Source organism: uncultured Streptomyces sp., assembly GCF_947488945.1.
In the GTDB taxonomy this organism is placed as follows: Bacteria; Actinomycetota; Actinomycetes; order Streptomycetales; family Streptomycetaceae; genus Streptomyces.
The window spans coordinates 59,946-85,811 of the sequence record NZ_CANLBS010000006.1; the positions used below are offsets into that span (position 1 = coordinate 59,946).

A 25,866-nucleotide genomic window follows, 5' to 3' on the forward strand; every position below is an offset into this window, starting at 1 on the left:
GCCTCAGGCGAGTGCGGCGAGCTGGGCTTCGACGACGGCGGTGGGGATGTCCGCGGGTCCGGCCGCGGCGCTGCCGGTGGGGTCCAGGGCACTGAGCAGGCAGATCGTGGTGCCCGAGCGAAGGGCGATCACCTCGCGCCCGGTCGTCGAGGATCCCGCCGCGAGAGTGAGGGTGAACGCCATGGACTGGTCGGCCCCGGCGGGGGACAGCGCCTTGCCCTCGCGGACGACCCGCACCTGTTCGTCCCGCACGGTGAAGGCGAAGCCGCCGGTGCAGGCGTCCGAGGCGGCGGACAGTTCGGTCATGGCGGCCACCGCGTCCTCGTTCTCGTACGAGGCGAGTGTCACGGCGGTCACCTGCCCGCCGGAGGAGACCCGGCGGGAGGTGGACGCGGCCGGCTCGCCCACCGTGGTCCCGGCCAGCGCCCGGGCCAGCGGGGCGCAGCCCTTCTCCGCCCGGACGTCCTTCGGGGAGAGGGCGTCGGCGCCGCGCGGGGTGGTCACCGCGGCACCGGCCACGCTGTCCGCGTCGAGGGCCTTCGCCGCGAGGCCCGAGGCCCCGGTCACGGAAGGGCTGGGCGCGGCGCCGGGCCGCAGCCCGTACTCCGCGGAACCACCCCCGCCGCTCCCGGCGACCGAGCAGCCGGTGACGAGCGCGACCGCCAGGGCCGCCACCGCCGCGGCCCGGAACCGCCGTGCGGGGGTGCCGGCCGCGCCCCGCGCGGTGCCGCCGAGCCGCCGGGTGACACTTTCGCACCGCACCTGCTGCTTCATCACTCTGTCCTCCGAAGGATCGCGGACCGTCCGCGCACTGCTCGGACAAGGGCCCCGGCCGGTTCTGCCGGGGCCCTTGTAGGTCAGCCGAACGACTTCTTGCTCTCCCAGCCACCGCTGATCACGGTGGTGGCGCTACCGCCCCAGGTCGCCGTCGCCTTGTAGAAGCGCACGGTGCCGTCGGCCATCAGCGCCCAGATGTCGGGGATGCCGTCGCCGGAGACGTCGGGCGTGCCCGTCATCAGCGGGATGTTCGTCTTGCTCCAGCCGGTGCCGAACTCCGCGTCCACACCGGTCGAGGAGTTCGCGGCGCTGGAGAGCGAGGTGAGGCTCGTGCCGCCCGCCGCGTCCGCCTTGCCGAGCCGCAGCAGGAGCCGGTCGGAGACGAAGGTGCGGTACACCAGGTCGGCGAACCCGTCGCCGTTGTAGTCACCCACGTTGACCAGGTCGCGGTCCGCCCACAGGGTGGAGGAGAGGCGGGTCGCGGTCTGGAAGGTGCCGCCGGTGTAGCCGGTGAACGCCCACAGGGCGTCGCCGGAGGTCGCGAACAGTTCGGGCCGTCCGTCGGCGGTGATGTCGCCCACGGCGAGGATCTGGGTGAACGTCGACGGGGCCGGAGCGTTCTCGGGGAGCCGGACCTCGGTGCGCTGCTCGACGTCGACGCTGCCGTAGCCGTCGCCCCGGTAGACGTAGAGCTTGCCGTCACCGGTCCGCGCGACCAGGTCCTGGATGCCGTCGCCGGGCAGGAAGTCGCCGTTGTGCGTGATCAGCGACGGGTTCCCGGCCGCGTCCAGCCAGTAGTCGCCGTGATCGGAGACGCCGTCCTCGTCGAGATCGGCCTCCAGACTGACGCCGTCCATGTGGGCGGCCTGGAGGGAGACGTGGATGTCACCGGAGGTGGTGGCGGGGTACAGCCGCAGGTCGCCGGTGGCGTCGAGGACGTAGAGGTCGGCCACGCCGTCCCCGGTCACGTCGCCCGCCGCGTCCTTGGAGTCCCTGGGGGTGACGTAGAAGAGGTACTTGGTCGCCGCGGGCGAGGCGTTGCCCGAGCTGTCGACTGCTTTGGCGTAGAGGATGTTGGGTCCGGCCGAGAGCGGCGGAATCGCCACGGTGACCGAACCGCCGGCCGCGACCGTCGGGGTGGTCTTGCTCAGGCTGCTGGAGTTGACCGAGTAGGTGTACTTGACCGTGTCGGTCGAACCGGCCGCCGAGAAGGTGAACTTACCGGTGGTCGAACCGAAGGCGACCTTGCTCCAGTTGGTGCCGTTGCCGTCGTCCTCCGGATAGTCGGTGGAGGTGATCTCCGGTGAGTTCGGCGCGCTGGAGTCGTAGACGAAGCCGCAACTGGCCGTCGTGGGCGGGCCGTACGTGGACGCCGCTCCCGAGGAGTCGAGGGCCCGGACCGCCCAGAAGTAGGTCTTGCCGTTGACGAACTGGCTGGCCGTGCCGTCCGCTCCGTCGATCGTGGCGCTGGCGGCGCCGGTCGAGTCGACCGTGTGGTTCGCGTCGTAGATGCGCGTGCTGCTGCCGGACTGCGACACGACGAAGTTGAGGTACTTCAGGTCGCCGTCCGGATCGCTGGACTTGGCGGAGAAGGTCACGTCGCTGAGGCCGATGGACGGGTACGGGGCGACGTAGTCACAGCCGGTGCCCGGGGTGATGTCCAGCTTGGTCGGCTCGGCGGGCTTGCGGTTGTAGGTGATGACGATCTTCGGAGCGCCCTCGCCCTCGGCCTTGAACTTCTTCCAGGAGTAGGAGGAGTCCTCGGTGCTGGCTTCCAGCCCGATGGTGAAGTCGGTCCAGCCGCCGTTGGCCGCGGACTGTGCGATCGACTTGCCGTCGTACACGACGTAGGCGTCGGGGCAGCCCGAGTTGTAGCCGTGGGCGAACGAGTCCCTGCCGATCTCCTTGTTCTTGCCGGGCGGGTTGTTCCAGGTGGTCTTGGAGGAGATGCCGTCCGTGTGCCAGATCTGCATCTCACGTTTGGTGCACGACCAGGCGTACGTCTCGTAGAGCCGGATGTCCGCCTTGGTGACGGTGGCGCCCTTGATGCTGGAGGTCCAGCCGAGCCGGAAGTAGGACCGGGACAGGCCCCCGGTGGTCGACTCGTAACCCACCCGCGCCTCGGTGGTGCCGGAGTTGTAGTTGGCGCCGTCGTAGAAGCTGGACGTCGGGTACTTCTTGTACGTGGTCGTCCAGTTCTTGGTCTTGCCGGTGAGCGACGGGTCGATGAAGACCGGCCAGACGGTCTCGGGGTCCGTCAGCAGCGACGCGTCGGGGGTGATGGCCAGGGTGGCCGCCGTCGTCCCCCCGCCCGTGAGCGCCGCTTTGCCCACCGCGGTGGCGGAGCCGACCTGCGGCCCGGCGAGCCCCGGCAGGGTGAGTACGTCGGCGGTGGAGAGCCCGGTGCGCAGGGTCGCGCGGGAAGCCGCACCTGTTCCCGCGCGGTAGGCGGACCGCTGGACGGTGCTGCCTTCCTCGGTCTCCTCGGCCCCGGGCGTGGCGGAGGGTGCGGTGGTGGCGTCCTGGCCGCCCGCGGCCGGGGTCCCGTCGCTCTCGGGGGCCGCGGTGTCGTCGCTCTCCGGGCCGTCCGGGTCGGCGGGCGCCCCGCCCAGCTCCTCGCCCGGTTCCTCGGAGTACCCGGGTGCGGGGTCCTCGGTGGGTTCGGGGGCCTGCGGGTCGTCGCCCTCGGTCACGGCGGGGCGGCCCGCGGAGTCCCAGAGGTACGGGGTGGGGGAGACGGCGAGCTCCGCGCCCTCGGCGTCCTGCGCGGTGACCGCGTGCGTCACCGGGTCGAGGTGGAAGGTGAGGTCGGGCGAGGTGAGGCGGTAGGAGAGTCCGGCCTCGTGCAGGCCGGCGGCCGCGGCGGCGTCGCGCACGACCAGGACGTGGGTGAATCCGCTGTCCCGGGCGGTCAGCAGCAGGTCCACGCCGTCGAACACACCGCGGTAGAGGGCGGTGGCGCCGTCGATCTCCGGTTCGGGGAGGTCTCCGGGCCAGCCCATGGTGACGTCGTGCCCCCCGGTGCGGAGGGTGACGAGGTCCTCGTACGTGGTGTTCTCGTCGGCGACGGTCACGGCACGGTTGTCGGAGCCGGAGCTGGTGACGGTGAACGACGCGTGACTGACCGTGCCCTTCCCCCCGCCCTTGCCCCTGCCGCGGCTCGTTTTCCCGCTGCCGTCGGAGAAGACGACGGGGTCGGACGCGGCGCGGGGTGCCCAGCCGGTGTCGGTGCGGGCGAGCGTGGTGTCGATGGCCTTCCACGTGCCGTCGACCTTGGCCCGGACCGGTGCGGAGTGCGCGGTCAGCTCGAAAGTGCCGTCGGGCAGCGCGTACGTGGTGGAGGTGGCGTCCCGCAGGGCGGTGACCTCGACCCGCTTGCCGGTGCGCTCGGCCTGCCGCTGCGCCCCGCTCTCGTCCAGGGGTGCGGTGGCCGGGGACGCCGGGGCGGCGGAGCCGCCGCCTGTCGGGGCGCCCGTGTCGGGCCCGAGCAGGGCGAAGCCGAGGCCGGCCGCGACGAGCGCCGCCAGTCCTGCCGCGGTGCGCCGGGCGGTGGCCCGGCTGGGACGTCGACGTTCCACGGTGCTGGGTTCCCTCCCCCGAACGGCGATGCGCCGGAACGGAGAAACACCCCGGGGGCGCGGCCGAGCCGTTCCACCGGGCGCTGCCGAACACGCGCACGCCGTCATTCATCAATGACTCCCTGTCCACCCGCCGGGATCATCCGGAAGGGCGAGATGGCGCGCCCCGACAGGAAGGGGCGAGGCAGAAGCATGCCGGATGGGTCACATCGCATCCATAGCTGTGCCCATTCCGTGCAGGCGCTCGGACGGTGACTCTCCGGCCCCCCGGGGCGCCGCTGCGCCACCGCCCCGGTCGTCGGACGCTGTGGGGCCCAGGGTGGCGAACCATGATCAAACATTGGTTAAACACGCAGAATACCCACGGTGAATGACCGGTTACAGACGCTCTTTGCTGTTTTATCGACATGTCGGTGGATCTTGAAGCTGATCATCTTGAATTTCCCCGATGGTGTAAATGGGTAAAGGAAAGCGAAGTCACAGAAAATGTCGCGTGATTGAGATCACCACGTGTTCAGACCATTTGACGAGTTGTGAATTCATGGATGAACATTCGCCCCATCAATTAGCCTTCGGCGCCTCGTGTTCCACGCGGTCCGCTGGTGGTCGGAGATCGACTGTGGGGGGCCGCGGCCGTCGTGTGGGGATCGCTTTCGTGGAGCGGCCGGGGACAACTCCCCGGCACTGAGGAACAGCGCCGTCGTCGGCGGCGCGCCAGGATCGGCGTCGTCGTCGTCGCGGCGACCGCCGTGACGGTCGGCCTGCTGCCGAGCGCGTACGCCGTGCCGCCGCCGAGCGACCGCTCGGGCGTGGAACTGGTGGATCTGCCCGAGGCCGAGCTGGCCGCAGGGGAGAACGGCGGCGGTCTCGCGGACATGACGACGGCCGACGTGCCGCCGGGCGAGGACTACGAGCCGAAGAAGATGACGGCCCCCGCGGGGACGGGCATCACCACGCCGGCCACCGGCACGGTGGACGCGCTGACGCCGGGGCAGACCCAGCCGATCAGCACCCTGCCGATCGGGATCGGTGCCCCGGCCACCGCCACACCGGAGGAGACGACGGCGCTGGAGGGCGACTGGCAGGTCGCACTGGCCAGCCAGGCGGAGTCCTCGGCGGCCGACGTCGAGGGACTGGTCTTCACCGTCACCCCGCCGGCCGGGGCCACCGGTGACGCTGTGGTGGCGCTGGACTACACCGAATTCGCCGAGCTCTACGGGGCCAACTGGGCGGACCGGCTGCAGATCGTCAAGTTCCCCGAGTGCTTCCTGACCACCCCGGACGTCGAGGGCTGCGCCGAGCCGACCGAGGTGGACACCACCAACGTCGTCGTCCCGCAGGAGACCGACGTCGAGGGCGACGGCATCCTCGACGGCGAGCGGCGTATCGAGGCGACGCTCGACGTGGCCGAGCTGACGGACGCCGGCACTGCCGCGGCCACCGCGTCGGCGACCTCCACCGGGACGGTCTCGACCGCGCTGTACCGCAAGCCCACCAGCGGGTCCGCCCCGCTCACCCGGACGGCAGCGCTGAGCGCCGCGAGCAACGCGGGCTCCTCCGTCCTCATGGCCACCTCCAGCGGCGGCGGCGCGAAGGGCGACTTCTCCGCGACGCCGCTGGCCAGCGCCGGTTCGTGGACGGCGGGCTCCAGTTCGGGCGGGTTCTCGTACACCTACCAGCTCTCGCCGCCGTCGGTCCCCGGCGGTCCGGCGCCGAGCCTGGCGTTCGGGTACAACTCGCAGGGTGTGGACGGCCGCACGTCGGCCACGAACAACCAGGCGTCCTGGATCGGCGACGGCTGGGAGTACAACCCCGGCTCGATCACCCGGACGTACAAGACCTGCCGCGACGACACCGAGAACGGCAACAACGCCAAGCGCAAGACCAGCGACCTCTGCTACGGCTCCGACAACGCGACCCTGACCCTCGGCGGCACCACCACCGAACTGGTCAAGGACGACGACGAGACCGGAAACGAGTGGGTCACCGCCAACGGCGACGGCTCGCGCGTGCGCCTGCTGAAGGACACCTCGCTCGGCAACGGCGACTCCCTGGGCGAGTACTGGGAGGTCACCACCCGCGACGGGACGGTCTACTACTTCGGCAAGCACAAGCTCCCCGGCTGGAGCGACCACGGCACCGCCGCCGACGACCCCGTCACCAACTCCGTCCTGACCGTCCCCGTCTCCGGCAACCAGTCGGGCGAGGACTGCTACGACGCCGACTTCGCCAAGTCCTTCTGCGACCGCGGCTGGCGCTGGAACCTCGACTACGTCGTCGACACCTCCGGCAGCGCCATGTCCCTGTGGTGGGAGAAGGAGAAGTCCCTCTACGCCAAGAACATGAAGTTCAAGACCCCGGTCTCCTACGACCGGGGCGGCTACCTCAAGCGCATCGACTACGGCCAGCGCTCCACCACTCTCCACAGCGCCGCCCCGCTCGCCCGCGTCGACTTCGCCGTCGAGGAACGCTGCTTCGTCGAGGACGGCATCGCCTGCTCCGAGGCCAACTTCACCTCGGGCGACTTCGCCAAGAACCACATCTGGTACGACACCCCGGCCGACCTGCTCTGCAAGTCGGGCAAGGACTGCTACGTGCCGGTCCCGACCTTCTGGACCCGCAAGCGCCTCGCCCAGGTGACCGCCTCCACCCAGCGCACCGAAGGTTCCACCGCGCTGTCCAAGGTCGACTCCTGGACGCTGGAACAGTCGCTGCCGGCCGAACGCACCGACGAGGGCACCGCCCTCTGGCTCGACTCCATCACCCGCACCGGCTACGGCACCGACGGTGAGGCGCAGACCCTGCGGCCGGTGACCTTCGTTCCCAACACCCAGCCGATGCCCAACCGGGTGCGCCGGGGCGAGAAGGACCCGAGCCCGACGTTCGACCGGCTGCGCGTGGAGCGGGTCATCAGCGAGTACGGCGGCGAGACCTTCGTCGACTACCGCGAGCCCACCGGCGCCTGCGAGAGCGGCTCCGGCTTCCCGGCCGTCGAGTCGAACACCGGCCTCTGCTACCCGGCGTACTGGCACCCGGACCCGGACAAGGTCGACGAGTCCATCGAGTGGTTCAACAAGTACGTCGTCGACCACGTCGAGGAGCTCCCCGGCGTCAAGGGCGTCGCCACCGTCACCACCTCCTACGTCTACGGCGACAACGGTGACACCAAGGGCGCCTGGGCCCTGAACCAGGCCGAGTTCTCGAAGAAGAAGACCCGCACCTACGACCAGTGGCGCGGCTTCAGCCGCGTGCGCACCATCAGCGGCGCCGACTCCTCGGACGCGTACGAGGGCAGCGCGCGTTCGGTCTCCGAGAAGCGCTACTTCCGCGGCATGAACGGCGACCCGCTCCCCGGGGGCGGCAAGCGCGCCGTGACCGTCAAGGACACCGGCGGGGAGGACATCGCGGCCGACGACCTCGCCCTCCAGGGCCGGGTCGCCGAGGAGCTCGACTACACGGGCGTCGGCGGCGCGCTGGTCTCCCGGTCGGTCGACTACCCGAAGGTGGTCGAACTCGCCAGCCGCACCCGCGCCGGCGGCATCCCGGCGCTCAAGTCGTACCGGGTGCTGGACGACCACACCATCACCACCACCCGTTCCTCGGGCACGTACGACGTGAACGAGATCCGGCAGTGGCGCTCGCTGCGCACCAACACCACGTACGACACCACCTACGGGCTGCCGCTGACCGTCGAGTCCCTCGGCGACACGGAGAAGCCCGGCGACGAGTCCTGCTCGGTCCTCAGCTACGTCCACAACACGGCCAAGAACCTGATCGGGCTGGACAAGGAGACGCTGACGACGGCCGGCACCTGTGCCGCCGCGGCCACCGCTCCGGTCTCCGCGCGCATCGCCGGTTCCCGCATCGCCTACGACGACCTGGCGTTCGCCGCGACCCCGACCTCGGGGTCGGCGACCACCACCTGGTCACTCAACGGCACGGGTGACGCCTGGCAGCAGACGGCCAAGCTCACGTACGACTCCTACGGCCGCGTCCTGACGACGACCAATGCCAAGAGCGAGACCGAGAAGACCACCTACACCCCGGCCACCGGCCAGGTCTACTCGATCACCGAGGAGAACGCGAAGAAGCACACCTCCACCACCTACCTGGATCCCGCGCGCGGCACCACGCTGAAGGAGGTCGACGCCAACGGGCGCACGACCCTCTACCAGTACGACGCGCTCGGCCGCACCACGGCCGGCTGGGGCACCTCGCAGAGCGCCGACGAGAAGCCGTCGGTCAAGTTCGCGTACAACACCTCGCCCAGCGAGCCGGTCAACGTCGTCAGCTCCACGCTGAAGGACAACGGCACCGACTACGACGACTCCGTCGTCTTCTACGACGGCCTCGGCCGCGAACGCCAGCGCCAGGAACCGGCCGTCGGCGACGGCCGCCTGATCACCGACACGCTCTACAGCGCCAACGGCACCATCGCCCGGACCAACAACGGCTACTACGCCGACGGACTGCCGCAGACGGTGATGTTCGAGGTCGACTCCGACTTCAAGATCCCGAACGCGACGCTGTACAAGTACGACGGCCAGGGCCGCATCCTCGCGGAGACCCCGTACATGGCGGGCTCCACGGTGCCGGCGAAGGCGACGCGGTACGAGTACGACTACGACTCGTCGACGGTCATCCCGCCGGTGGGCGGAGCGGCGCAGCGGACGTGGAGCGACGCCCAGGGGCGGACGGTCCGGGTCGACACGTTCACGGACGCGGCCCGCACCAAGTTCCGGTCGACGACGTATTCCTTCGATGTGCGTGGCGACCAGACCAAGGCGGAAGACTCCTCCGGAAACATTTGGTCTTGGACCTACGACACCCTCGGCCAGCAGATCACGTCGACCGACCCGGACACGGGCACGACCATTACGACGTACGACGTGCTCGGTCGGCCCGAGACGATGACGGACAGTAAACAGAACAAGACCTGGACGAAGTACGACGAACTCGGCCGCACCACCGAGCAGCGGAAAGGCTCGTCCACAGGTGAACTGCTGACCTCGGTTACCTATGACCAGGTCATCGGCGGCCTCGGCCTGCCGGCCACCGCGACTCGCTACACGGACGGTCTGCCCTACACCAGCACAGTCACCGGCTACACCCCGGAGTACTCGCCGACCGGCACCAAGCTGACACTGCCCGCGACGATCGCGTCGCAGTACGGGCTCCAAGAGGTGTACGCGTACACATACGAGTACAGCAAGTCCGGTCAGTTGCAGTCGGCTTCACTTCCGGCTGCGGGCGGCCTGTCACCGGAGAAGATCGTCACCCGGTACAACGAGGACGGTCTGCCTGTCTCCACGTCCGGCATCGACTGGTACAACGCGGACACCGACTACAGCGTCTACGGCCAGGTCTTGCGCGCGGTCACGGGTGAGAATCCCAACCGCGTCTGGACCACCAACCTGTTCGACGAGCGCACCGGCGAACTGACGAAGTCGTACACCGACCGAGAGTCCACCAGCGACACCTCGGCAGTGCTCGGCAACCGCGTCAACGTCCGCTCCTACGGTTACGACGCGGCAGGCAACGTCACCAAGATCGAGGACGCGGTCGACTCCAAGACCGACCGCCAGTGCTTCACCTACGACGTCCTCGGCCAGTTGACCGAGGCGTGGACTGCGTCCGACACGGCGTGCGCGGTGACCTCCACCGGGATACCGAGTGCCCCGACCATCGGCGCGAGCGGCGACGGTTATCACAAGACGTACACGTACGACGCGATGGGCAACCGCAAGACGGAGGTCGACCACTACCTCGGCACCGCGGGCACCACCACCACCGTCCTGGACCCGGCGAAGGACGCCACCACGTCCTACACCTACGGCAAGGCGGACGGCACCCAGCCGCACACCCTGACCGGGATGTCCTCGACCTATCTGACGGATGCGGGTGCCAAGGTCACCGAGGCCTCCTCCCGCACCTACGACAAGACCGGGAACACCGAGACCCGTACCGACGGTGGGGACCAGCAGGGCCTGACCTGGACCTGGGACGGCAAGCTCGAAACGGTCACCGGGTTCGGTGAGAGCGGGGCCGGCGCCTGGATGGGCCTGTCCGGCAAGTGCCTGGACCTCGCCTCGTCCTCCACGGTCGCCGGAACGGCGATCCAGCTCTATGGGTGCAACGGCACCCGTGCTCAGCAGTTCAGGATCGAGGGCGCCACGCCCACCGATTCCTCCAAGGGCGCTCTGAAGGTCCTGGACCAGTGCGTGGTGCCGAAGGACGGCGCCACCGCCGACGGCACGGCGGCCGTGATCGCCAAGTGCACCGGGGCCGCGGCCCAGCAGTGGACGACGGTCGAGGCCGGCCACAAGCTCAAGCACGTCGCCTCGGGCAAGTGCCTGGTGGTGCCGGGGGCCAACACGGCCTCGGGGACCGACCTCACGCTCAGCACCTGTGACGCGAGCGGGGCCGCTCAGTCCTGGGCTCCCGCGAACGAGACGAAATACGTGTACGGCCCTGCGGGCGAACGCCTCATGGCGCTCACAGCGAGCACCCGCACCTTGTACCTCGGAGAGACCACCGTCTCGGTGAACGTGGACGGCACGCCGAACTACTCGGAGCGTTATTACCAGCAGGCCGGCGGCCCGGTGGTGATGCGGTTCAAGCAGGGCGGCGGTGCCGATCAGCTGTCCATGCAGGTCACCGACCGGAGCGGCACCGCCTACATCAACGTCAAGCTCGCCCCCGGCAATGCGGTGAAGTTCGACAAGACCGACCCCTTCGGTGTCGCGCGCAAGGAGAACGCGAGCTGGCTCTCCCACCGGGGATACATCGGGGGTGACGACGACAGTGCCAGCGGCCTGATCCACCTCGGTGCCCGTGAGTATGACCCCGAAACGGGTCGGTTCATCTCCGCAGACCCGATGCTGGACTTGGCGGACCCGGTTCAGATGAACGGGTACGCCTATTGCGAGAACAACCCCGTTACCTTTGCCGACCCGTCCGGTCTCATGATGGACGGCGGAGGCGGCGGCGGCGGCGGTGGCACTGCGGAGACCGCCGAAGAAGCTTGGGCGAACCAGCAACTGAACACGTCGATGTCCGACATCATCATGAATGTCGGATGGGCGGTGTTCAAGGAGTTCATAGGCTGGAACGACGTCGTCGCCTGCTTTTCCCGTGGCGACATGTGGGCCTGCGGATCGCTGATCATCGACGCCATACCGTGGACCTCGGTGTTCAGCAAGGGAAAGAAAATCTGGCGCGCGGTCGAGAAGACCTTCAGTGCGATCAGTGCCTGGCGAAAGGCGCAGGAAAAGGCCCGAAAGATCATCGCGGCGGCCAAGGCTGCTCGCGAGGCCGCCAAGCGTGCAGCCGCAGCGGCAAAGGCAGCCGCAAAGAAGGCCGCGCAGGCGAAGCAAAAGGCACAGCAAGCTGCGACGCGGGCAGCTAAAAAGGCAGTCGAAAAGACTGGCAATACGCTCCAAAAAAGCAAGAAGGTCGCAGCCAAGTCGAACGAAAAAGTCAAAAGCGCTGCCCAGAAGGTCTCGGGGAAGTCCAAGAAGGAGGGTGGAAAAGACGGGGTCGACGAAGCAGGTCCCGGCGGGGGCAGTTGCCCGGTAAACAGCTTCGTGCCCGGCACCCAGGTCTTGATGGCAGATGGATCGACCAAGTCGATCGAGAAGGTCAAGAACGGTGACGAGGTTCTCTCCACCGATCCCGAGTCCGGTAGGACGACTTCGGAGGCCGTTACCGCCGAGATCACGGGCGAGGGCTTCAAGCACCTGGTCGAGGTCACTCTCGACGCGGATGGGGACGAGGGTGACAAGACCACCTCGGTGACGGCGACGGACAATCACCCCTTCTGGGTGGAAGCCGTCGGGGAATGGCTCCATGCCACGGACCTGGAGCCCGGTGAATGGCTTCGCACGAGCGCCGGCACCTATGTCCAGGTCACCGCGATTGATCGCTGGACGGCTCCGGACGCGACTGTCCATAACCTCACCGTCAACGATCTCCACACGTACTATGTGCTGGCGGGGGCCACATCGGTCCTCGTTCACAACAGTGGCGGTAGTGAGTGTGGTGCGTCCGGCCTCCAGCAGCGTGCTCAGGACCTTCAAGATCAGGTCGGCTGGAGCGGTACGACGGCCGTGGCCCGGGTTCGGAGCCTGGCCGACCCGAGCCGGGTCGAGACGTGGGTGGCCAGCAATAAGACGTATCTGCCGACGAACTGGCGGAAGACCAACGCGCTGAACCCGGGCGAGACGTTCATTCAGCTCAAGGGGCATGCGGAAGACTCCATCATGCAAGCCCTTGATGTAGGCGATGGTTGGGAGATCATCGAGGGCGGCACTTCTACCGGTGTTTGCTGGGGCAACTGCCATCCCAAGCTGACATCAAGTGGAGTGACTGTGGGGGGTCCCGAATTCGGAAGCAGTAAGAACAATTCCCCTTGGAGAATGTTTTGGAAAAGGTAGATTTCTCACACGAAGTGCTGGTTCGGGAGCTGAGTGAGGCGAGCCTCGAAGCACACAGGATCGCGGCCGCGATGTGCCTCTACAGAGTGTTGCCGGTCCTGGTGGTACGCTCTTCGCCTGTTGTCGCTGCGAAAGTCCCCGTGCATGCGTGGTCTCCCGCAACTGTGGATAATGAAATCCTTCCATTCCTTGAAGTCATTCGTTCGGGGGTGGGTGAGGGGGGTGACGGTGAATTCGCCGAGCAGGATGAGGAAATAGAAGAAATCTTCGCTATGGCCTCTGAGATGGTGCATAGGGCTTTTGTGGATGACTTCGATGTTCGCGTCTGGTCCGACTGGTGTTCGTCGCTCTGTCTGGATATTCATCAGGCATTCGACGCGCTGGTCGAGGAGGCTGATTCGGAGCCGCAGTTCTATCCTGCCGGACGGTACCCGGACCTGACCGAGCTCCAGGCGTGTGAACTCGAGGATCAAGTCCGCATCCTGCGCCTGCTCCGTGACAGGTCGTCAGTGAATGATGTGAAGGTGGCTGAGGTCGCGGAGACCGGCAAGGGAAGGGTGGCCGCTTCGTTGGAGCAAGTCCTTGGCGACAGGTCCTAGTGGCCTCTCGGAGAGCCGCGACTGCCACCCTGCGCGCTTCATCGTGAGATCTGTTCCCGTGGCCCTCCGAGGATCATCTCGGGGGGCCACGGTCATGAGTTTCGCCGTGGTCCCCGCTCGCTTGGCGCTGATGTTCCGGGAAGGGGGCAACCGGCGAGTCCTTGTGTCGCTCTTCCTTCCGTGCGCGTCGTGCGCGTTGTCTGTGCCAGGGCAGGGCTCACTTGGGCCCGCCCCCACGCCCACCCCTTCCGTAACCCGCCCCCTCCGCACCCCCCGCGTCGTATCGTGCCGATATGTGCGGAATCGTGGGATACGTGGGTGCGCAGTCGGCGCAGGATGTGGTCGTCGCGGGGCTGAAGCGGCTGGAGTACCGGGGGTACGACTCCGCCGGGGTGGCCGTGCTGGCGGACGGAGGGCTGGCCGCCGCGAAGAAGGCGGGGAAACTCGTCAACCTGGAGAAGGAACTCAAGGACCGGCCGCTGCCGGCCGGTCCGACCGGCCTCGGGCACACCCGGTGGGCGACGCACGGGGCGCCGACCGACGTCAACGCCCACCCGCACCTGGACAACGCGGGCCGCGTCGCCGTCGTGCACAACGGGATCATCGAGAACTTCGCCGCGCTGCGCACCGAACTGACGCGGCGCGGGCACGACCTCGCCTCGGAGACCGACACCGAGGTGGTGGCGCACCTGCTGGCCGAGGAGTTCTCCGCCTGCGGCGACCTCGCCGAGGCGATGCGGCGGGTGTGCCGACGGCTGGAGGGCGCTTTCACCCTCGTCGCTGTGCACGCCGACGCTCCGGACGTGGTCATCGGCGCGCGCCGCAACTCGCCGCTGGTGGTGGGCGTCGGAGCCGGTGAGGCGTTCCTCGCCTCCGACGTCGCCGCGTTCATCGAGCACACCCGGGACGCGATCGAGCTGGGCCAGGACCAGGTGGTCGAGCTCCGCCGGGACGGGGTGAGTGTCACCGGCTTCGACGGGGAGCCCGCCGAGGTGCGCGCGTACCACGTGGACTGGGACGCGTCGGCCGCCGAAAAGGGGGGCTACGACTACTTCATGCTCAAGGAGATCGCCGAGCAGCCCAAGGCGGTCGCCGACACCCTCCTCGGCCGCATCGACGGCGAGGGCTCGCTGCTGCTGGACGAGATCCGCATCCCGCAGAGCGAACTGCGCGAGATCGACAAGGTCGTCATCGTCGCGTGCGGCACCGCGTTCCACGCCGGGATGATCGCGAAGTACGCCATCGAGCACTGGACCCGGCTGCCCTGCGAGACGGAGCTGGCCAGCGAGTTCCGCTACCGCGACCCGATCCTCGGCCCGAACACCCTGGTCGTCGCGATCTCGCAGTCCGGCGAGACCATGGACACCCTGATGGCGCTGCGGCACGCCCGCGAGCAGGGCGCCCGCGTGCTGGCCATCTGCAACACCAACGGTTCGACGATTCCCCGCGAGTCCGACGCCGTCCTCTACACGCACGCCGGGCCCGAGGTCGCCGTCGCCTCCACCAAGGCGTTCCTCACCCAGCTCGTCGCCTGCTACCTGGTGGCGCTCTACCTCGGCCAGGTCCGTGGCACCAAGTGGGGCGACGAGGTCCGGGCGGTGGTGCGCCAGCTCTCCGCGATCGGCGCGGACGTCGAACGCGTCCTGGAGACCATGGAGCCGGTGCGCGCGCTCGCCCGTTCGCTCGCGCACAAGAACACCGTGCTCTTCCTCGGCCGTCATGTCGGCTATCCGGTGGCGCTCGAAGGCGCGCTGAAGCTGAAGGAGCTCGCCTACATGCACGCGGAGGGGTTCGCGGCGGGCGAGCTCAAGCACGGCCCGATCGCGCTGATCGAGGAGGACCTGCCGGTGGTCGTGGTGGTCCCGTCACCGCGCGGCCGGTCCGTCCTGCACGACAAGATCGTCTCCAACATCCAGGAGATCCGCGCCCGCGGCGCACGCACCATCGTCATCGCGGAGGAGGGCGACGAGGCCGTCGTCCCGTACGCCGACCACCTCATCACGATCCCCGCTACGCCTACGCTGCTTCAGCCACTGGTCGCCACCGTGCCGCTGCAGGTCTTCGCCTGCGAGCTCGCGACCGCCCGGGGCAACGAAGTGGACCAGCCGCGCAACCTGGCGAAGTCCGTGACCGTGGAGTAGGGAACGAGGGTGTGGGCGTGATCATCGGGGTCGGGATCGACGTGGCCGAGATCGAGCGGTTCGGCGCCGCGCTGGAGCGGACGCCGCAGTTGGCCGAGCGGCTCTTCGTGCCGGGCGAACTGCTGCTGCCGGGCGGCGAGCGGCGCGGCACCGCCTCGCTCGCCGCCCGGTTCGCGGCCAAGGAGGCGGTCGCGAAGGCGCTGGGCGCGCCCGGCGGGATGCACTGGACCGACTGCGAGGTCTGGGTCGAGGACAGCGGCCGGCCCCGGCTCAGGGTCACCGGCACGGTCGCGGCCCGCGCCGACGCGCTCGGGGTGGTGAACTGGCACCTCTCGCTCAGCCACGACGCGGGAGTGGCGTCGGCCATGGTGATCGCCGAAGGTTGAGCACAGGCGTGGACCCGCCCCGCGCGGGCACTCCTCACAGTGCCGCGCCGCCGCGAGCGCACGGCCCGGCCCGCACGACACCGCCTCCTCGCCGGCCCGGCCTCCCGTACCCCGCGCATCCACGAAGGGCTGCCCCATGCGAACCGCCTACAGCGTCGAAACCGTACGCGCCGCCGAGAGGGCCCTCATGGCCCGCCTTCCCGAGGGGACCCTGATGCGCCGGGCTGCCGCGGGTCTCGCGGTGGCCTGCGGCGACCTGCTGCGCCGCAACGGCCGGGTGTACGGCGCACGGGTCCTGCTGCTGGTCGGCAGCGGCGACAACGGCGGCGACACCCTCCACGCCGGTGCGCTGCTGGCACGGCGCGGCGCGGGCGTGCGCGCCCTGCTGGTCACCCCCGGCCGCGCCCACGAAGGGGGGCTCGCCGCGCTGCGGGCGGCCGGCGGCACGGTGATCGACCGCGCCGGGGAGGCCGGGACCGTCGACCTCGTCGTGGACGGGATCACCGGGATCGGCGGCCGGGGCGGACTGCGCCCGGAGGCGGCCGCGCTGGTCCGGGCCGTGACCGGGGGGCACGGCGCGCCGGTCGTCGCCGTCGACCTGCCGAGCGGGGTCGAGGCGGACACCGGCGAGGTCCGCGGCACGGCGGTGCGCGCGGACGCGACCGTCACCTTCGGCGCCCTCAAGCCCGGCCTGCTCATCGACCCGGCCGCCGAACGGGCCGGGGCGCTGCGCCTGGTGGACATCGGTCTCGGTCCCGAACTGCCGGACACCCCGGACCTGGAGGCGCTTCAGTACGCGGACGTGGCGGCGCTGCTGCCCTCCCCGGACGCGGAGAGCGACAAGTACCGGCGCGGGGTCGTCGGGGTCGTCGCGGGGTCGGAGCGCTATCCGGGGGCGGCGGTGCTCGCCGTCGCCGGGGCGCTGCACGGTGGGGCGGGAGCGGTCCGCTACGCCGGGGCGCGCGGGGACGCGGTGATCGCACGCTTCCCGGAGACACTGGTCAGCGAGGGACGGCCGTCGAAGGCCGGGCGGGTGCAGGCGTGGGTGGTCGGACCCGGGCTGGGCGACGGCGGGGCGGCCGTCGCCGCGGTCGCCGACGTACTGGCTTCGGACGTGCCGGTGCTGGTCGACGCGGACGGGCTGCGGCTGATGGACCCGGACGCGGTGCGCTCCCGGCCCGCCGCCACCGTGCTCACCCCGCACGCGGGCGAGGCCGCGGCCCTGCTCGGCGTGGCCCGCGAGGAGGTCGAGGCGGGGCGGCTCGCCGCCGTGCGCGAACTGGCCGCCCGGTTCCGCGCGACCGTGCTGCTCAAGGGCTCCACGACGCTGGTCGCCGAGGGCGGGGACACACCCGTACGGGTCAACCCCACCGGGACGTCGTGGCTGGCCACCGCCGGCAGCGGGGACGTGCTGTCGGGGCTGACCGGCTCGCTGCTGGCCGCGGGGCTGGCCCCGCGCGACGCCGCGTCGGTCGGCGCGTACCTGCACGGGCTGGCCGCCCGGCACGCGTCGGGCGGCGCGCCGGTCTCCGCGCAGGACGTGGCCGCCGCGGTCCCGGCGGCCTGGCGGGACGTGAGCAGGGGCTGACCGGGACCGGCCGCCGATCCGGCCCCGGTCCCGCGCCGGTCCGGACGTGCGGCGGGTGCGCGGGCGGGCGAGGCTGGGCGGGGCTGGGCGGGGCTGCCGGTACGGGCGGCCGGGGCGGCGGACGCGACGGAAGGGGTCCGGGATGAGCGGTGGCGACGGCGGGTCCCCGCGGGTCCGCAGGGTCTACGACCCGCTCGAGGACGGCGACGGAACCCGGGTGCTGGTGGACCGGCTCTGGCCGCGCGGGGTGTCCAAGGAGAGGGCGGCGGTCGACGTCTGGCTCAAGGACCTCACGCCGTCCGCGGAACTGCGGTCCTGGTACCACGAGGACCGCTCCGGAGCCCGGTACGACGCGTTCGTCGAGCGGTACCGCACCGAACTCGCCGGGCCCGCCCCCGCCGAGGCGGTCCACCGGCTCCTCGCGCTGCTGGCCGGCGACGGTCCGGTCACCCTGGTCACCGCGGTCAAGGACGTCTCCCGCAGCCATGTGCCGGTCCTGGTGGAGTACCTGGAACACGAGCGGGCCCGCGGGACCTGACCCCGAGACGGCTCGGGGGCGCGCGATCCGCACCCGCCGCGCCCCTAGCCACCCCGCACCACCCTGACCCGCGCCCCTGAGCCGCTCCGCACCACCCCGAGCCGCGCCCCCGGGGCCGCCCCTGAGGTGCGCCCCCGAGTCGACGACGGGGGCGTGCGGGCCGCGCGTCCGTGCGCGTCTCCTCCCGCACGCTCCCCGAATCGCCGGTCCGCGCCCCCGGCCTCGCCGCCGCCCGTGCGGGCGGGACGACCTGAGAGACTGGGCGCGATGAACGACAAAGCGCCCCTGAGAGCCCGTGCCGAGATCGACCTCGCCGCGCTGCGCGCCAATGTGCGCACGCTGCTGGCGCGGGCCGGCGGAGCGCAGCTCATGGCCGTGGTGAAGTCCGACGCCTACGGTCACGGCGCGGTGCCGTGCGCCCGCGCCGCGCTGGAGGCCGGGGCGACCTGGCTCGGCACCGCCACCCCGCAGGAGGCCCTGGCGCTGCGCGCCGCCGGGCTCGGCGGGCGGATCATGTGCTGGCTGTGGACCCCCGGCGGCCCCTGGCGCGAGGCGATCGAGGCCGACATCGACGTGTCGGTCTCCGGGACGTGGGCGCTGCGGGAGGCCGTCGACGCCGCCCGTGCGGCGGGCCGCACCGCCCGCATCCAGCTCAAGGCGGACACCGGCCTCGGCCGCAACGGCTGCCTGCCCGCCGACTGGCCCGAGCTGATCGCCGGGGCCCGTTCCGCCGAGGACGCGGGCGACGTCCGGATCACCGGCCTGTGGTCGCACTTCGCCTGCGCCGACGAACCCGGTCACCCCTCGATCGCCGCCCAGCTGAACGTCTTCCACGACATGCTGGCGTACGCGGAGAAGGCCGGCGTCCGGCCCGAGGTGCGGCACATCGCCAACTCTCCGGCGACCCTCACGGTCCCCGAGTCGCACTTCGACCTGGTGCGGACCGGCATCGCCGTGTACGGGCTCTCGCCCAGTCCGGAACTGGGGGTGCCCGCCGACTACGGGCTGCGCCCCGTGATGACGCTGGCTGCCTCGCTCGCCCTGGTCAAGCAGGCCCCGGCGGGGCACGGCGTCAGCTACGGCCACCACTACACGACCCCCACCGGGACCACCCTCGGCCTGGTCCCGGTCGGTTACGCCGACGGCATCCCGCGCCACGCCTCCGGCCGCGGGCCGGTCCTGGTGGACGGCAGGATCCGGACCGTCGCCGGACGGGTGGCGATGGACCAGTTCGTCGTCGACCTGGAGGGCGACCGGCCCGGACCGGGCAGCGAGGCGGTGCTGTTCGGACCGGGCGACCGGGGCGAACCGGGCGCGGAGGACTGGGCGGTCGCCGCCGGCACCATCGCGTACGAGATCGTCACCCGGATCGGCGCGCGGGTGCCCCGCGTCCATCTGCACGCGACGGATGCGACGGACGCGACGGACGTCACGGCCGGCCCGCGGTACGACACCGTCGTCGCGGGTACCGGTACCGGCACCGGACACGACGGGAACGGGAGCACCGCAGGGTGAGCGAGAGCAGCGCGGGGGAGGCGGTGGCCGACGCCGTGACGGCGGCCGCCGGATGGCGCCGGGCGGGTGTCGCCGGGGCCGCGATAGGGGTGCTGGCCGCGGGAGCGGCGGCGGGCGTCGCCGTGGAGCGGCTGACCGTCGGCCGGGGGATGCGCAAGAAGGCCCGGCTGGCACTGGACGCGGCGGGCCCGTACGGCGCGCTGCGCGGGGAGCCGGGCCGGGCGGTGGCCGACGACGGGACCGAGCTGTACTACGAGATCGACGAGGTGGACGAGGCGGCCGCGGACTCGGGTCCGCGCCGTCGCCGGCTCTTCGGGCGGAAGTCGCCCGCCCCCGTCACCGTCGTCTTCAGCCACGGCTACTGCCTCGGCCAGGACTCCTGGCACTTCCAGCGGGCGGCGCTGCGCGGCCTGGTACGCACGGTCCACTGGGACCAGCGCAGCCACGGCCGCTCCGGCCGGGGCAAGGGGCAGGCGAAAGGCGTGCCGGTCACCATCGACCAGCTCGGCCGCGACCTGCGGGCCGTCATCGACGCGGCCGCGCCCGAGGGCCCGCTGGTGCTCGTGGGGCACTCCATGGGCGGCATGACGGTCATGGCGCTGGCCGAGCAGTACCCGGAGCTGATCCGGGACCGGGTGGCCGCCGCCGCGTTCGTCGGCACCTCCGCGGGAAGGCTCGGTGAGGTGAACTTCGGGTTGCCGGTCGCCGGGGTCAACGCCGTGCGCCGGGTGCTGCCCGGAGTGCTGAGGGCGCTGGGCACTCAGACCGAGCTGGTGGAACGGGGCCGGCGGGCCACCGCCGACCTCTTCGCGGGGCTCATCAAGCGGTACTCGTTCTCGTCGCGGGACGTGGACCCGGCGGTCGCCCGGTTCGCGGAGCGGCTCATCGAGTCGACGCCCATCGACGTGGTCGCCGAGTTCTACCCGGCCTTCACCGAGCACGACAAGAGCGCCGCGCTGCCGCTCTTCGCGGACCTGCCGGTGCTGATCCTCGCGGGCGACAAGGACCTGGTGACGCCCAGCTCGCACAGCGAAGCCATCGCCGACGTGCTGCCCGACGCGGAGCTGGTGATCGTCCCGGACGGCGGCCACCTGGTCATGCTGGAGCACCCGGAGACGGTGACGGACCGGCTCGCGGACCTGCTGGTGCGGGCCGGTGCGGTACCGGCCGCGCGCACCGGCGGCCGGACGTAGCCGCGCGCGGACGGGCGCGGCGGCGGATCCGGCGGGAGGCCGGCGGCTGACGCCGCGATGCCCCGCCCACGGCGCCCGCCTCCGGTCCGCCGTGGCGACTAACGTGGGCGGGCATGGAAGCACCACAGATGAGCCAGGACCCCGGGAACCCCCTCGGTCAGGACTCCGTCACCGTCCGCCGCGCCGTCGACTCCCCCGAGGGGATGCGGCTGCTGGGCCTCGAACTCGCCCCGCTGCTCGCCCCCGGCGACCTCGTGATGCTCACCGGTGAACTCGGCGCGGGCAAGACCACGCTGACCCGGGGGCTCGGCGAAGGGCTGGACGTGCGGGGCGCCGTGACCTCGCCGACCTTCGTCATCGCACGGGTCCACCCACCGCTCGGCGCGGGCCCGGCACTCGTGCACGTCGACGCCTACCGCCTGGGCGGCGGGCTCGACGAGATGGAGGACCTGGACCTCGACGTCTCCCTGCCGGAGTCGGTCGTGGTGGTCGAGTGGGGCGACGGCAAGGTCGAGGAACTGTCCGAGGACCGGCTGCACATCGTGATCGACCGCGCGGTGGGCGACACGGACGACGAGCGCCGCGTGGTGACGCTGGTCGGCATCGGCGCCCGCTGGGCGGAGCTGCGGGCGGGCCTGGAGCGCTAGACCTCCCGTCCGGGGCCCGCCGGGTCGCGGGCGGTACGGGCGGACCCGCGCGGCGGTCCGGACCGGCGAAGAAGCCGGTCCGGACCGCTCTCGTGTGTCCGGAACCCGACCCCCGAACACCTTCCGTTCCGACACGGTGTCGGTAAAATGTTGCATGAGAGGCCACGGGCGTGGTGACATGGGTACGAGCCCCTGGTTAGGTATGCCTAACCACGCCCCCAGCGGAGCCCAGGAGGCACCCATGCCGACGCCCGAGCACGACGCGCAGACGCCGCACTCGTCCCTGTCCGCGGTGCCCGGGGTGTCGATGAAGGACCTGCTGGCGTCCTGCGCCGCGGCCACCGCGGTCTCCACCCCGCCGTCGGACCGGCCCGGCGCCGAGGACCGCGCGGACGACGTCACCGTCGCGGACATCCGGCCCCCGGCCGGCCGCGCGGCGGCCTGAGGACGGACCGACGCACAGGACCCCGGAGCCGACGGCTCCGGGGTCCCGTGCGAGGTGGCAGCGGGGCGGATCAGGCGACGACGACGACCTTCGCGCCGACGGTGGCGAACTGCCACATGGCGTCGCCGTCCTCCCGCGAGGTGCGCACCCCACCGGTCTTCAGCGTGGGGTCGGGCGTCGGCATCGAGCCGTCCTGGGCCGCACTGAAGCCGATCGCGACGTCCCCAACGCTGGCGAAACGGACCACGTGCTCGATCAGCACCCCGTCCGAGCCCTGCACACTGCCCGACCGCGAGGTCACCTGGTAGGTCCCGGGCGGCGGGCTGACGGGACTCGGCATGACGGTGAAGGTCCGGGTCGCCCTGCCCGACTCGTCCACCAGCCACACCCGCTTGTCCTTCAGGGCGTACACGACCCGCGCCCCGGTGCCCGAACCGGCGGGCAGCGCCAGCGGGTCGGCCGAGGTCTCCGGCTTCGCCGAGGGCCGCGCCGACGCCGCCGGCGCGGAGGCGCTGGAGGAGGGGGCGGCCACCGAGTCCGGAGCGTTCGCCGACGCCTGGTAGGCGAGGAAACCGATCGCGACGATCGCCGCGGCGGTGAGCCCGGCCACGATTCCCGAGCTGCTCCTAGCCACCTGAACTCCCCTTTCGCACGCCGCCCGGCGTGCCGTCCGTTCGTAAGTCGTACAAGCTTTTACGTCGTACCCGTATCTCCGGGTGACGGTAGCAGCAGCCGCCGGGCCCGCCGGGACCATGGACGGGAGCCGTGCCCCCGTCGGCGGAGCCGTAGGCTGTTCGTGTGCTCTTGCTCGCCATGGATACCGCCACCCCCGCCGTCACCGTCGCCCTCCACGACGGCTCCTCCGTCGTCGCGGAGTCGAGCACGGTGGACGCCCGGCGACACGGGGAACTGCTGCTCCCCGCCGTCGACCGGGTCCTCGCCGCCGCCGGGACGACACTCGACGCCGTGACCGGCCTGGTCGTGGGCGTCGGCCCCGGCCCCTACACCGGACTGCGGGTCGGTCTGGTCACCGCGGCCACCTTCGGCTCGGCGCTCTCCGTCCCCGTGCACGGCCTGTGCACCCTCGACGGCCTCGCGTACGCGGCCGGGATCGACGGCCCCTTCGTGGTGGCGACGGACGCGCGCCGCAAGGAGGTCTACTGGGCCCGGTACACCGACACCCTTACCCGTACGGGTGAGCCCTCGGTCGACCGGCCCGGCGACATCGCCGAGAGCCTCGCGGGGCTCCCGGTCGTCGGCGCGGGCGCGGTGCTCTACCCCGAGGCGTTCGGTGACGCCCGCGGCCCCGAGCACGTGTCCGCCGGCGCGCTCGCCTCCCTCGCCGCCGAACGGCTCGCCGCGGGCGGGGAACTGCTGCCGCCGCGGCCGCTCTACCTGCGCAGGCCCGACGCGCAGGTACCGAAGAACTACAAGGTGGTCACCCCGAAGTGACCGCCGCCTCCGCCGTGCTGCGCGAGATGCGCTGGTGGGACATCGCGCCGGTGCTGGAACTCGAAGACGAACTCTTCCCCGAGGACGCCTGGTCGGCCGGCATGTTCTGGTCCGAGCTGGCGCGGGCCCGGGGCCCGCACGCCACCCGTCGCTACGTCGTCGCCGAGGACCCGGACGGCCGGATCGTCGGCTACGCCGGGCTGGCCGCGGCCGGCGACCTCGCCGACGTACAGACCATCGGGGTCACTCGCGGCCACTGGGGCGGCGGCCTCGGATCCGAGCTGCTCACCGACCTGCTGAAGCACGCCACGGCCTTCGAGTGCGCCACCGTGCTGCTGGAGGTCCGGGTCGACAACACCCGCGCGCAGAAGCTGTACGAACGGTTCGGCTTCGAACCCATCGGCTTCCGGCGCGGCTACTACCAGCCGGGCAACATCGACGCGCTGGTCATGCGCCTGCACGTACAAGGAACAGAGAATGGCTGATGGCAATGGCTGACGAACCGCTCGTACTCGGCATCGAGACCTCGTGCGACGAGACCGGCGTCGGCATCGTGCGCGGCACCACGCTCCTCGCGGACGCCGTCGCCTCCAGCGTCGACACGCACGCCCGCTTCGGCGGCGTCGTCCCGGAGATCGCCTCCCGCGCGCACCTGGAGGCCATGGTCCCCACCATCGAACGCGCCCTGAAGGACGCCGGGATCAGCGCCCGCGACCTGGACGGCATCGCCGTGACGGCGGGCCCCGGCCTGGCCGGCGCGCTGCTGGTCGGCGTCTCGGCGGCCAAGGCGTACGCGTACGCCCTGGGCAAGCCGCTCTACGGGGTGAACCACCTGGCCTCGCACATCTGCGTGGACCAGCTCGAACACGGCCCGCTGCCCGAGCCCACCATGGCGCTGCTGGTCAGCGGCGGACACTCCTCGCTGCTGCTGGCGCCCGACATCACCAACGACGTGCGCCCGCTGGGCGCCACCATCGACGACGCGGCGGGCGAGGCGTTCGACAAGATCGCCCGGGTGCTCGACCTCGGCTTCCCCGGCGGCCCGGTCATCGACCGGCTGGCCCGCGAGGGCGACCCGAAGGCGATCGCCTTCCCGCGCGGCCTGACCGGATCGCGCGATCCGGCGTACGACTTCTCCTTCTCCGGGCTGAAGACCTCGGTGGCGCGCTGGATCGAGGCCAAGCGGGCGGCGGGCGAGGAGGTGCCGGTGCGCGACGTGGCGGCGTCCTTCCAGGAGGCCGTGGTGGACGTCCTCACCCGCAAGGCCGTCCGCGCCTGCAAGGACGAGGGCGTCGACCACCTGATGATCGGCGGCGGCGTCGCGGCCAACTCCCGGCTGCGCGCGCTCGCCGAGGAGCGCTGCGCGAAGGCGGGCATCCGGCTGCGGGTGCCCCGGCCCGGCCTCTGCACGGACAACGGCGCGATGGTCGCCGCGCTCGGCGCGGAGATGGTGGCCCGCAACCGGCCCGCCTCCGACCTGGAGCTGTCGGCGGACTCCTCGCTGCCGGTGACCGAACCGCACGTACCGGGCGCCCACGCGCACGACCACGACCACGTGCACGAGATCAGCAAGGACAACCTGTACTCATGAGCGTCGCGCTGATGTGGGAGGCCCGTGCCGTCGGGGGCCGGGGGGCCGAACTGCTGGAGTGGGCGCGCGCCCGCACCGGCGAACTGGCCCGCGAGCCGGTCCGCAGCGAACTGCTGCGCGCCCCGCAGGACCGCGTGCTGGTCATCACCTGGTGGGAGGGACAGTACGGCGACGAACTGCCGGAGCTCCCCGAGCCCGACGCCGGGCTGATCACCCGTGCCGTGCACCGCTGGCGTTTCGAGTCGCTGGGGCCGGCCGGGGACTGAGCCCGGTCCTGCGCGGGGCGGGCGGCCGGGCGTGCGTGCCGCCGGGGGCCGCAGAGGGCGGCTCGTGGTTTCCCGCGCGGTGCCGCCGGCCGGGTGCGCAGTGCCGTCCGGGTGCATGGCGCCGTCCGGGGCGTGGCGCGATGAGTTCCGGGCGGCCGGCCGGTCTACCTTGCACGGCGTCCGACCGCGCGCCGTCCGCACCGGACGGCGGCGGGACCCCGCTCGACGAGGAGCGACCATGCAGAAGATCACCCCGTGTCTCTGGTTCGACGGCCAGGCCCAAGAGGCCGCCGAGTTCTACGTCTCCGTCTTCGGCGGCGACTCACGCGTCCTGGACGTCAGTCACTACGGCGAGTCCGCCCCCGGCGAGACGGGCAGCGTGCTGACCGTGCGCTTCCTGCTGGCCGGTCAGGAGTACCTCGGTCTCAACGGCGGCCCGCAGTTCCCCTTCACCGAGGCCGTCTCGCTCTCGGTCGACTGCGAGGACCAGGCGGAGGTCGACCGCTTCTGGGACGCCTTCACCGCGGAAGGCGAGGAGGGCCAGTGCGGCTGGCTGAAGGACAAGTACGGCTTGTCGTGGCAGATCGTCCCGCGCGCCCTGGAGAAGGCCCTCGCCGACCCGGACCCCGCCAAGGCCGACCGGGCGATGAAGGCGATGCTGGGCATGCGGAAGCTGGACGTGCAGGGGCTGCTCGACGCCTGAGCGGCGGCGCGG

At 71.3% G+C, this 25,866-nt stretch carries 18 protein-coding genes; 15 read left to right on the plus strand and 3 right to left on the minus strand.

What is annotated here, in order from left to right; translation table 11 throughout:
- Window positions 1-3: 3 nt before the first annotated feature.
- Both Q0994_RS11205 and Q0994_RS11210 read right to left on the minus strand, forming a co-directional pair.
- Window positions 4-774 (minus strand): hypothetical protein, encoded by a 771-nt coding sequence (locus Q0994_RS11205; RefSeq protein ID WP_299532333.1) that lies wholly within the window; start codon window positions 772-774, stop codon window positions 4-6.
- Window positions 775-857: 83 nt separating this feature from the next.
- On the minus strand, window positions 858-4,355 hold the full coding sequence (locus tag Q0994_RS11210) for a DNRLRE domain-containing protein (RefSeq protein ID WP_299532336.1): 3,498 nt from the start codon (window positions 4,353-4,355) through the stop codon (window positions 858-860).
- 638 nt (window positions 4,356-4,993) lie between these two features.
- On the opposite strand from Q0994_RS11210, the gene Q0994_RS11215 reads away from it, so the two are divergent.
- The 10 genes from Q0994_RS11215 (at window position 4,994) to Q0994_RS11260 (ending at window position 21,842) form a co-directional block, all read left to right on the plus strand.
- Window positions 4,994-12,790: a ricin-type beta-trefoil lectin domain protein gene (locus Q0994_RS11215; protein ID WP_299532339.1), complete on the plus strand. Its 7,797-nt coding sequence runs from the start codon at window positions 4,994-4,996 to the stop codon at window positions 12,788-12,790.
- The gene (locus Q0994_RS11220; protein ID WP_299532342.1) at window positions 12,766-13,389 is read left to right on the plus strand and encodes a hypothetical protein; all 624 of its coding nucleotides are present in this window, start codon (window positions 12,766-12,768) and stop codon (window positions 13,387-13,389) included. The genes Q0994_RS11215 and Q0994_RS11220 overlap by 25 nt, the downstream gene beginning before the upstream one ends.
- 293 nt (window positions 13,390-13,682) lie before the next feature.
- Window positions 13,683-15,530, plus strand: coding sequence for a glutamine--fructose-6-phosphate transaminase (isomerizing) (gene glmS / locus Q0994_RS11225; protein WP_299532345.1), 1,848 nt, complete (start codon window positions 13,683-13,685; stop codon window positions 15,528-15,530).
- Between the two features lie 17 nt (window positions 15,531-15,547).
- Window positions 15,548-15,916 (plus strand): holo-ACP synthase, encoded by a 369-nt coding sequence (locus tag Q0994_RS11230; protein WP_299532348.1) that lies wholly within the window; start codon window positions 15,548-15,550, stop codon window positions 15,914-15,916.
- A gap of 136 nt (window positions 15,917-16,052) precedes the next feature.
- Window positions 16,053-17,504 (plus strand): NAD(P)H-hydrate dehydratase, encoded by a 1,452-nt coding sequence (locus Q0994_RS11235; protein WP_299532350.1) that lies wholly within the window; start codon window positions 16,053-16,055, stop codon window positions 17,502-17,504.
- A 142-nt stretch (window positions 17,505-17,646) separates the two neighbouring features.
- A complete protein-coding gene (locus Q0994_RS11240) occupies window positions 17,647-18,042 on the plus strand; it encodes a DUF488 domain-containing protein (protein ID WP_299532352.1) in 396 nt (131 codons plus the stop codon).
- A 267-nt stretch (window positions 18,043-18,309) separates the two neighbouring features.
- Entirely contained in the window at window positions 18,310-19,557 is a 1,248-nt protein-coding gene (gene alr / locus Q0994_RS11245) for an alanine racemase (protein ID WP_299532354.1), read from the plus strand.
- Window positions 19,554-20,750: an alpha/beta fold hydrolase gene (locus Q0994_RS11250; RefSeq protein ID WP_299532356.1), complete on the plus strand. Its 1,197-nt coding sequence runs from the start codon at window positions 19,554-19,556 to the stop codon at window positions 20,748-20,750. Before alr ends, Q0994_RS11250 begins: the two co-directional genes overlap by 4 nt.
- 113 nt (window positions 20,751-20,863) lie before the next feature.
- The gene (gene tsaE / locus Q0994_RS11255) at window positions 20,864-21,397 is read left to right on the plus strand and encodes a tRNA (adenosine(37)-N6)-threonylcarbamoyltransferase complex ATPase subunit type 1 TsaE (protein ID WP_299532358.1); all 534 of its coding nucleotides are present in this window, start codon (window positions 20,864-20,866) and stop codon (window positions 21,395-21,397) included.
- Between the two features lie 241 nt (window positions 21,398-21,638).
- Entirely contained in the window at window positions 21,639-21,842 is a 204-nt protein-coding gene (locus tag Q0994_RS11260; protein ID WP_299532360.1) for a hypothetical protein, read from the plus strand.
- Window positions 21,843-21,912: 70 nt separating this feature from the next.
- Here Q0994_RS11260 and Q0994_RS11265 read toward each other — a convergent pair whose 3' ends face one another.
- Complete coding sequence (locus Q0994_RS11265; protein ID WP_299532362.1) at window positions 21,913-22,476, minus strand: hypothetical protein; 564 nt, start codon at window positions 22,474-22,476, stop codon at window positions 21,913-21,915.
- A gap of 179 nt (window positions 22,477-22,655) precedes the next feature.
- Between Q0994_RS11265 and tsaB the strand changes: the two genes are divergently transcribed.
- The 5 genes from tsaB to Q0994_RS11290 all read left to right on the plus strand — a co-directional run bounded on the left by tsaB (window position 22,656) and on the right by Q0994_RS11290 (window position 25,854).
- The gene (tsaB, locus tag Q0994_RS11270) at window positions 22,656-23,294 is read left to right on the plus strand and encodes a tRNA (adenosine(37)-N6)-threonylcarbamoyltransferase complex dimerization subunit type 1 TsaB (RefSeq protein ID WP_299533031.1); all 639 of its coding nucleotides are present in this window, start codon (window positions 22,656-22,658) and stop codon (window positions 23,292-23,294) included.
- Window positions 23,291-23,779 (plus strand): ribosomal protein S18-alanine N-acetyltransferase, encoded by a 489-nt coding sequence (rimI, locus tag Q0994_RS11275; RefSeq protein WP_299532364.1) that lies wholly within the window; start codon window positions 23,291-23,293, stop codon window positions 23,777-23,779. The genes tsaB and rimI overlap by 4 nt, the downstream gene beginning before the upstream one ends.
- Before the next feature lie 5 nt (window positions 23,780-23,784).
- Entirely contained in the window at window positions 23,785-24,885 is a 1,101-nt protein-coding gene (tsaD, locus tag Q0994_RS11280; RefSeq protein ID WP_299532366.1) for a tRNA (adenosine(37)-N6)-threonylcarbamoyltransferase complex transferase subunit TsaD, read from the plus strand.
- Complete coding sequence (locus tag Q0994_RS11285) at window positions 24,882-25,151, plus strand: hypothetical protein (protein WP_299532369.1); 270 nt, start codon at window positions 24,882-24,884, stop codon at window positions 25,149-25,151. The genes tsaD and Q0994_RS11285 overlap by 4 nt, the downstream gene beginning before the upstream one ends.
- 238 nt (window positions 25,152-25,389) lie before the next feature.
- Window positions 25,390-25,854 carry a VOC family protein gene (locus tag Q0994_RS11290; RefSeq protein WP_299532371.1) on the plus strand — a complete coding sequence of 155 codons (465 nt, stop codon included), beginning with the start codon at window positions 25,390-25,392 and terminating at the stop codon, window positions 25,852-25,854.
- Window positions 25,855-25,866 lie beyond the last annotated feature (12 nt).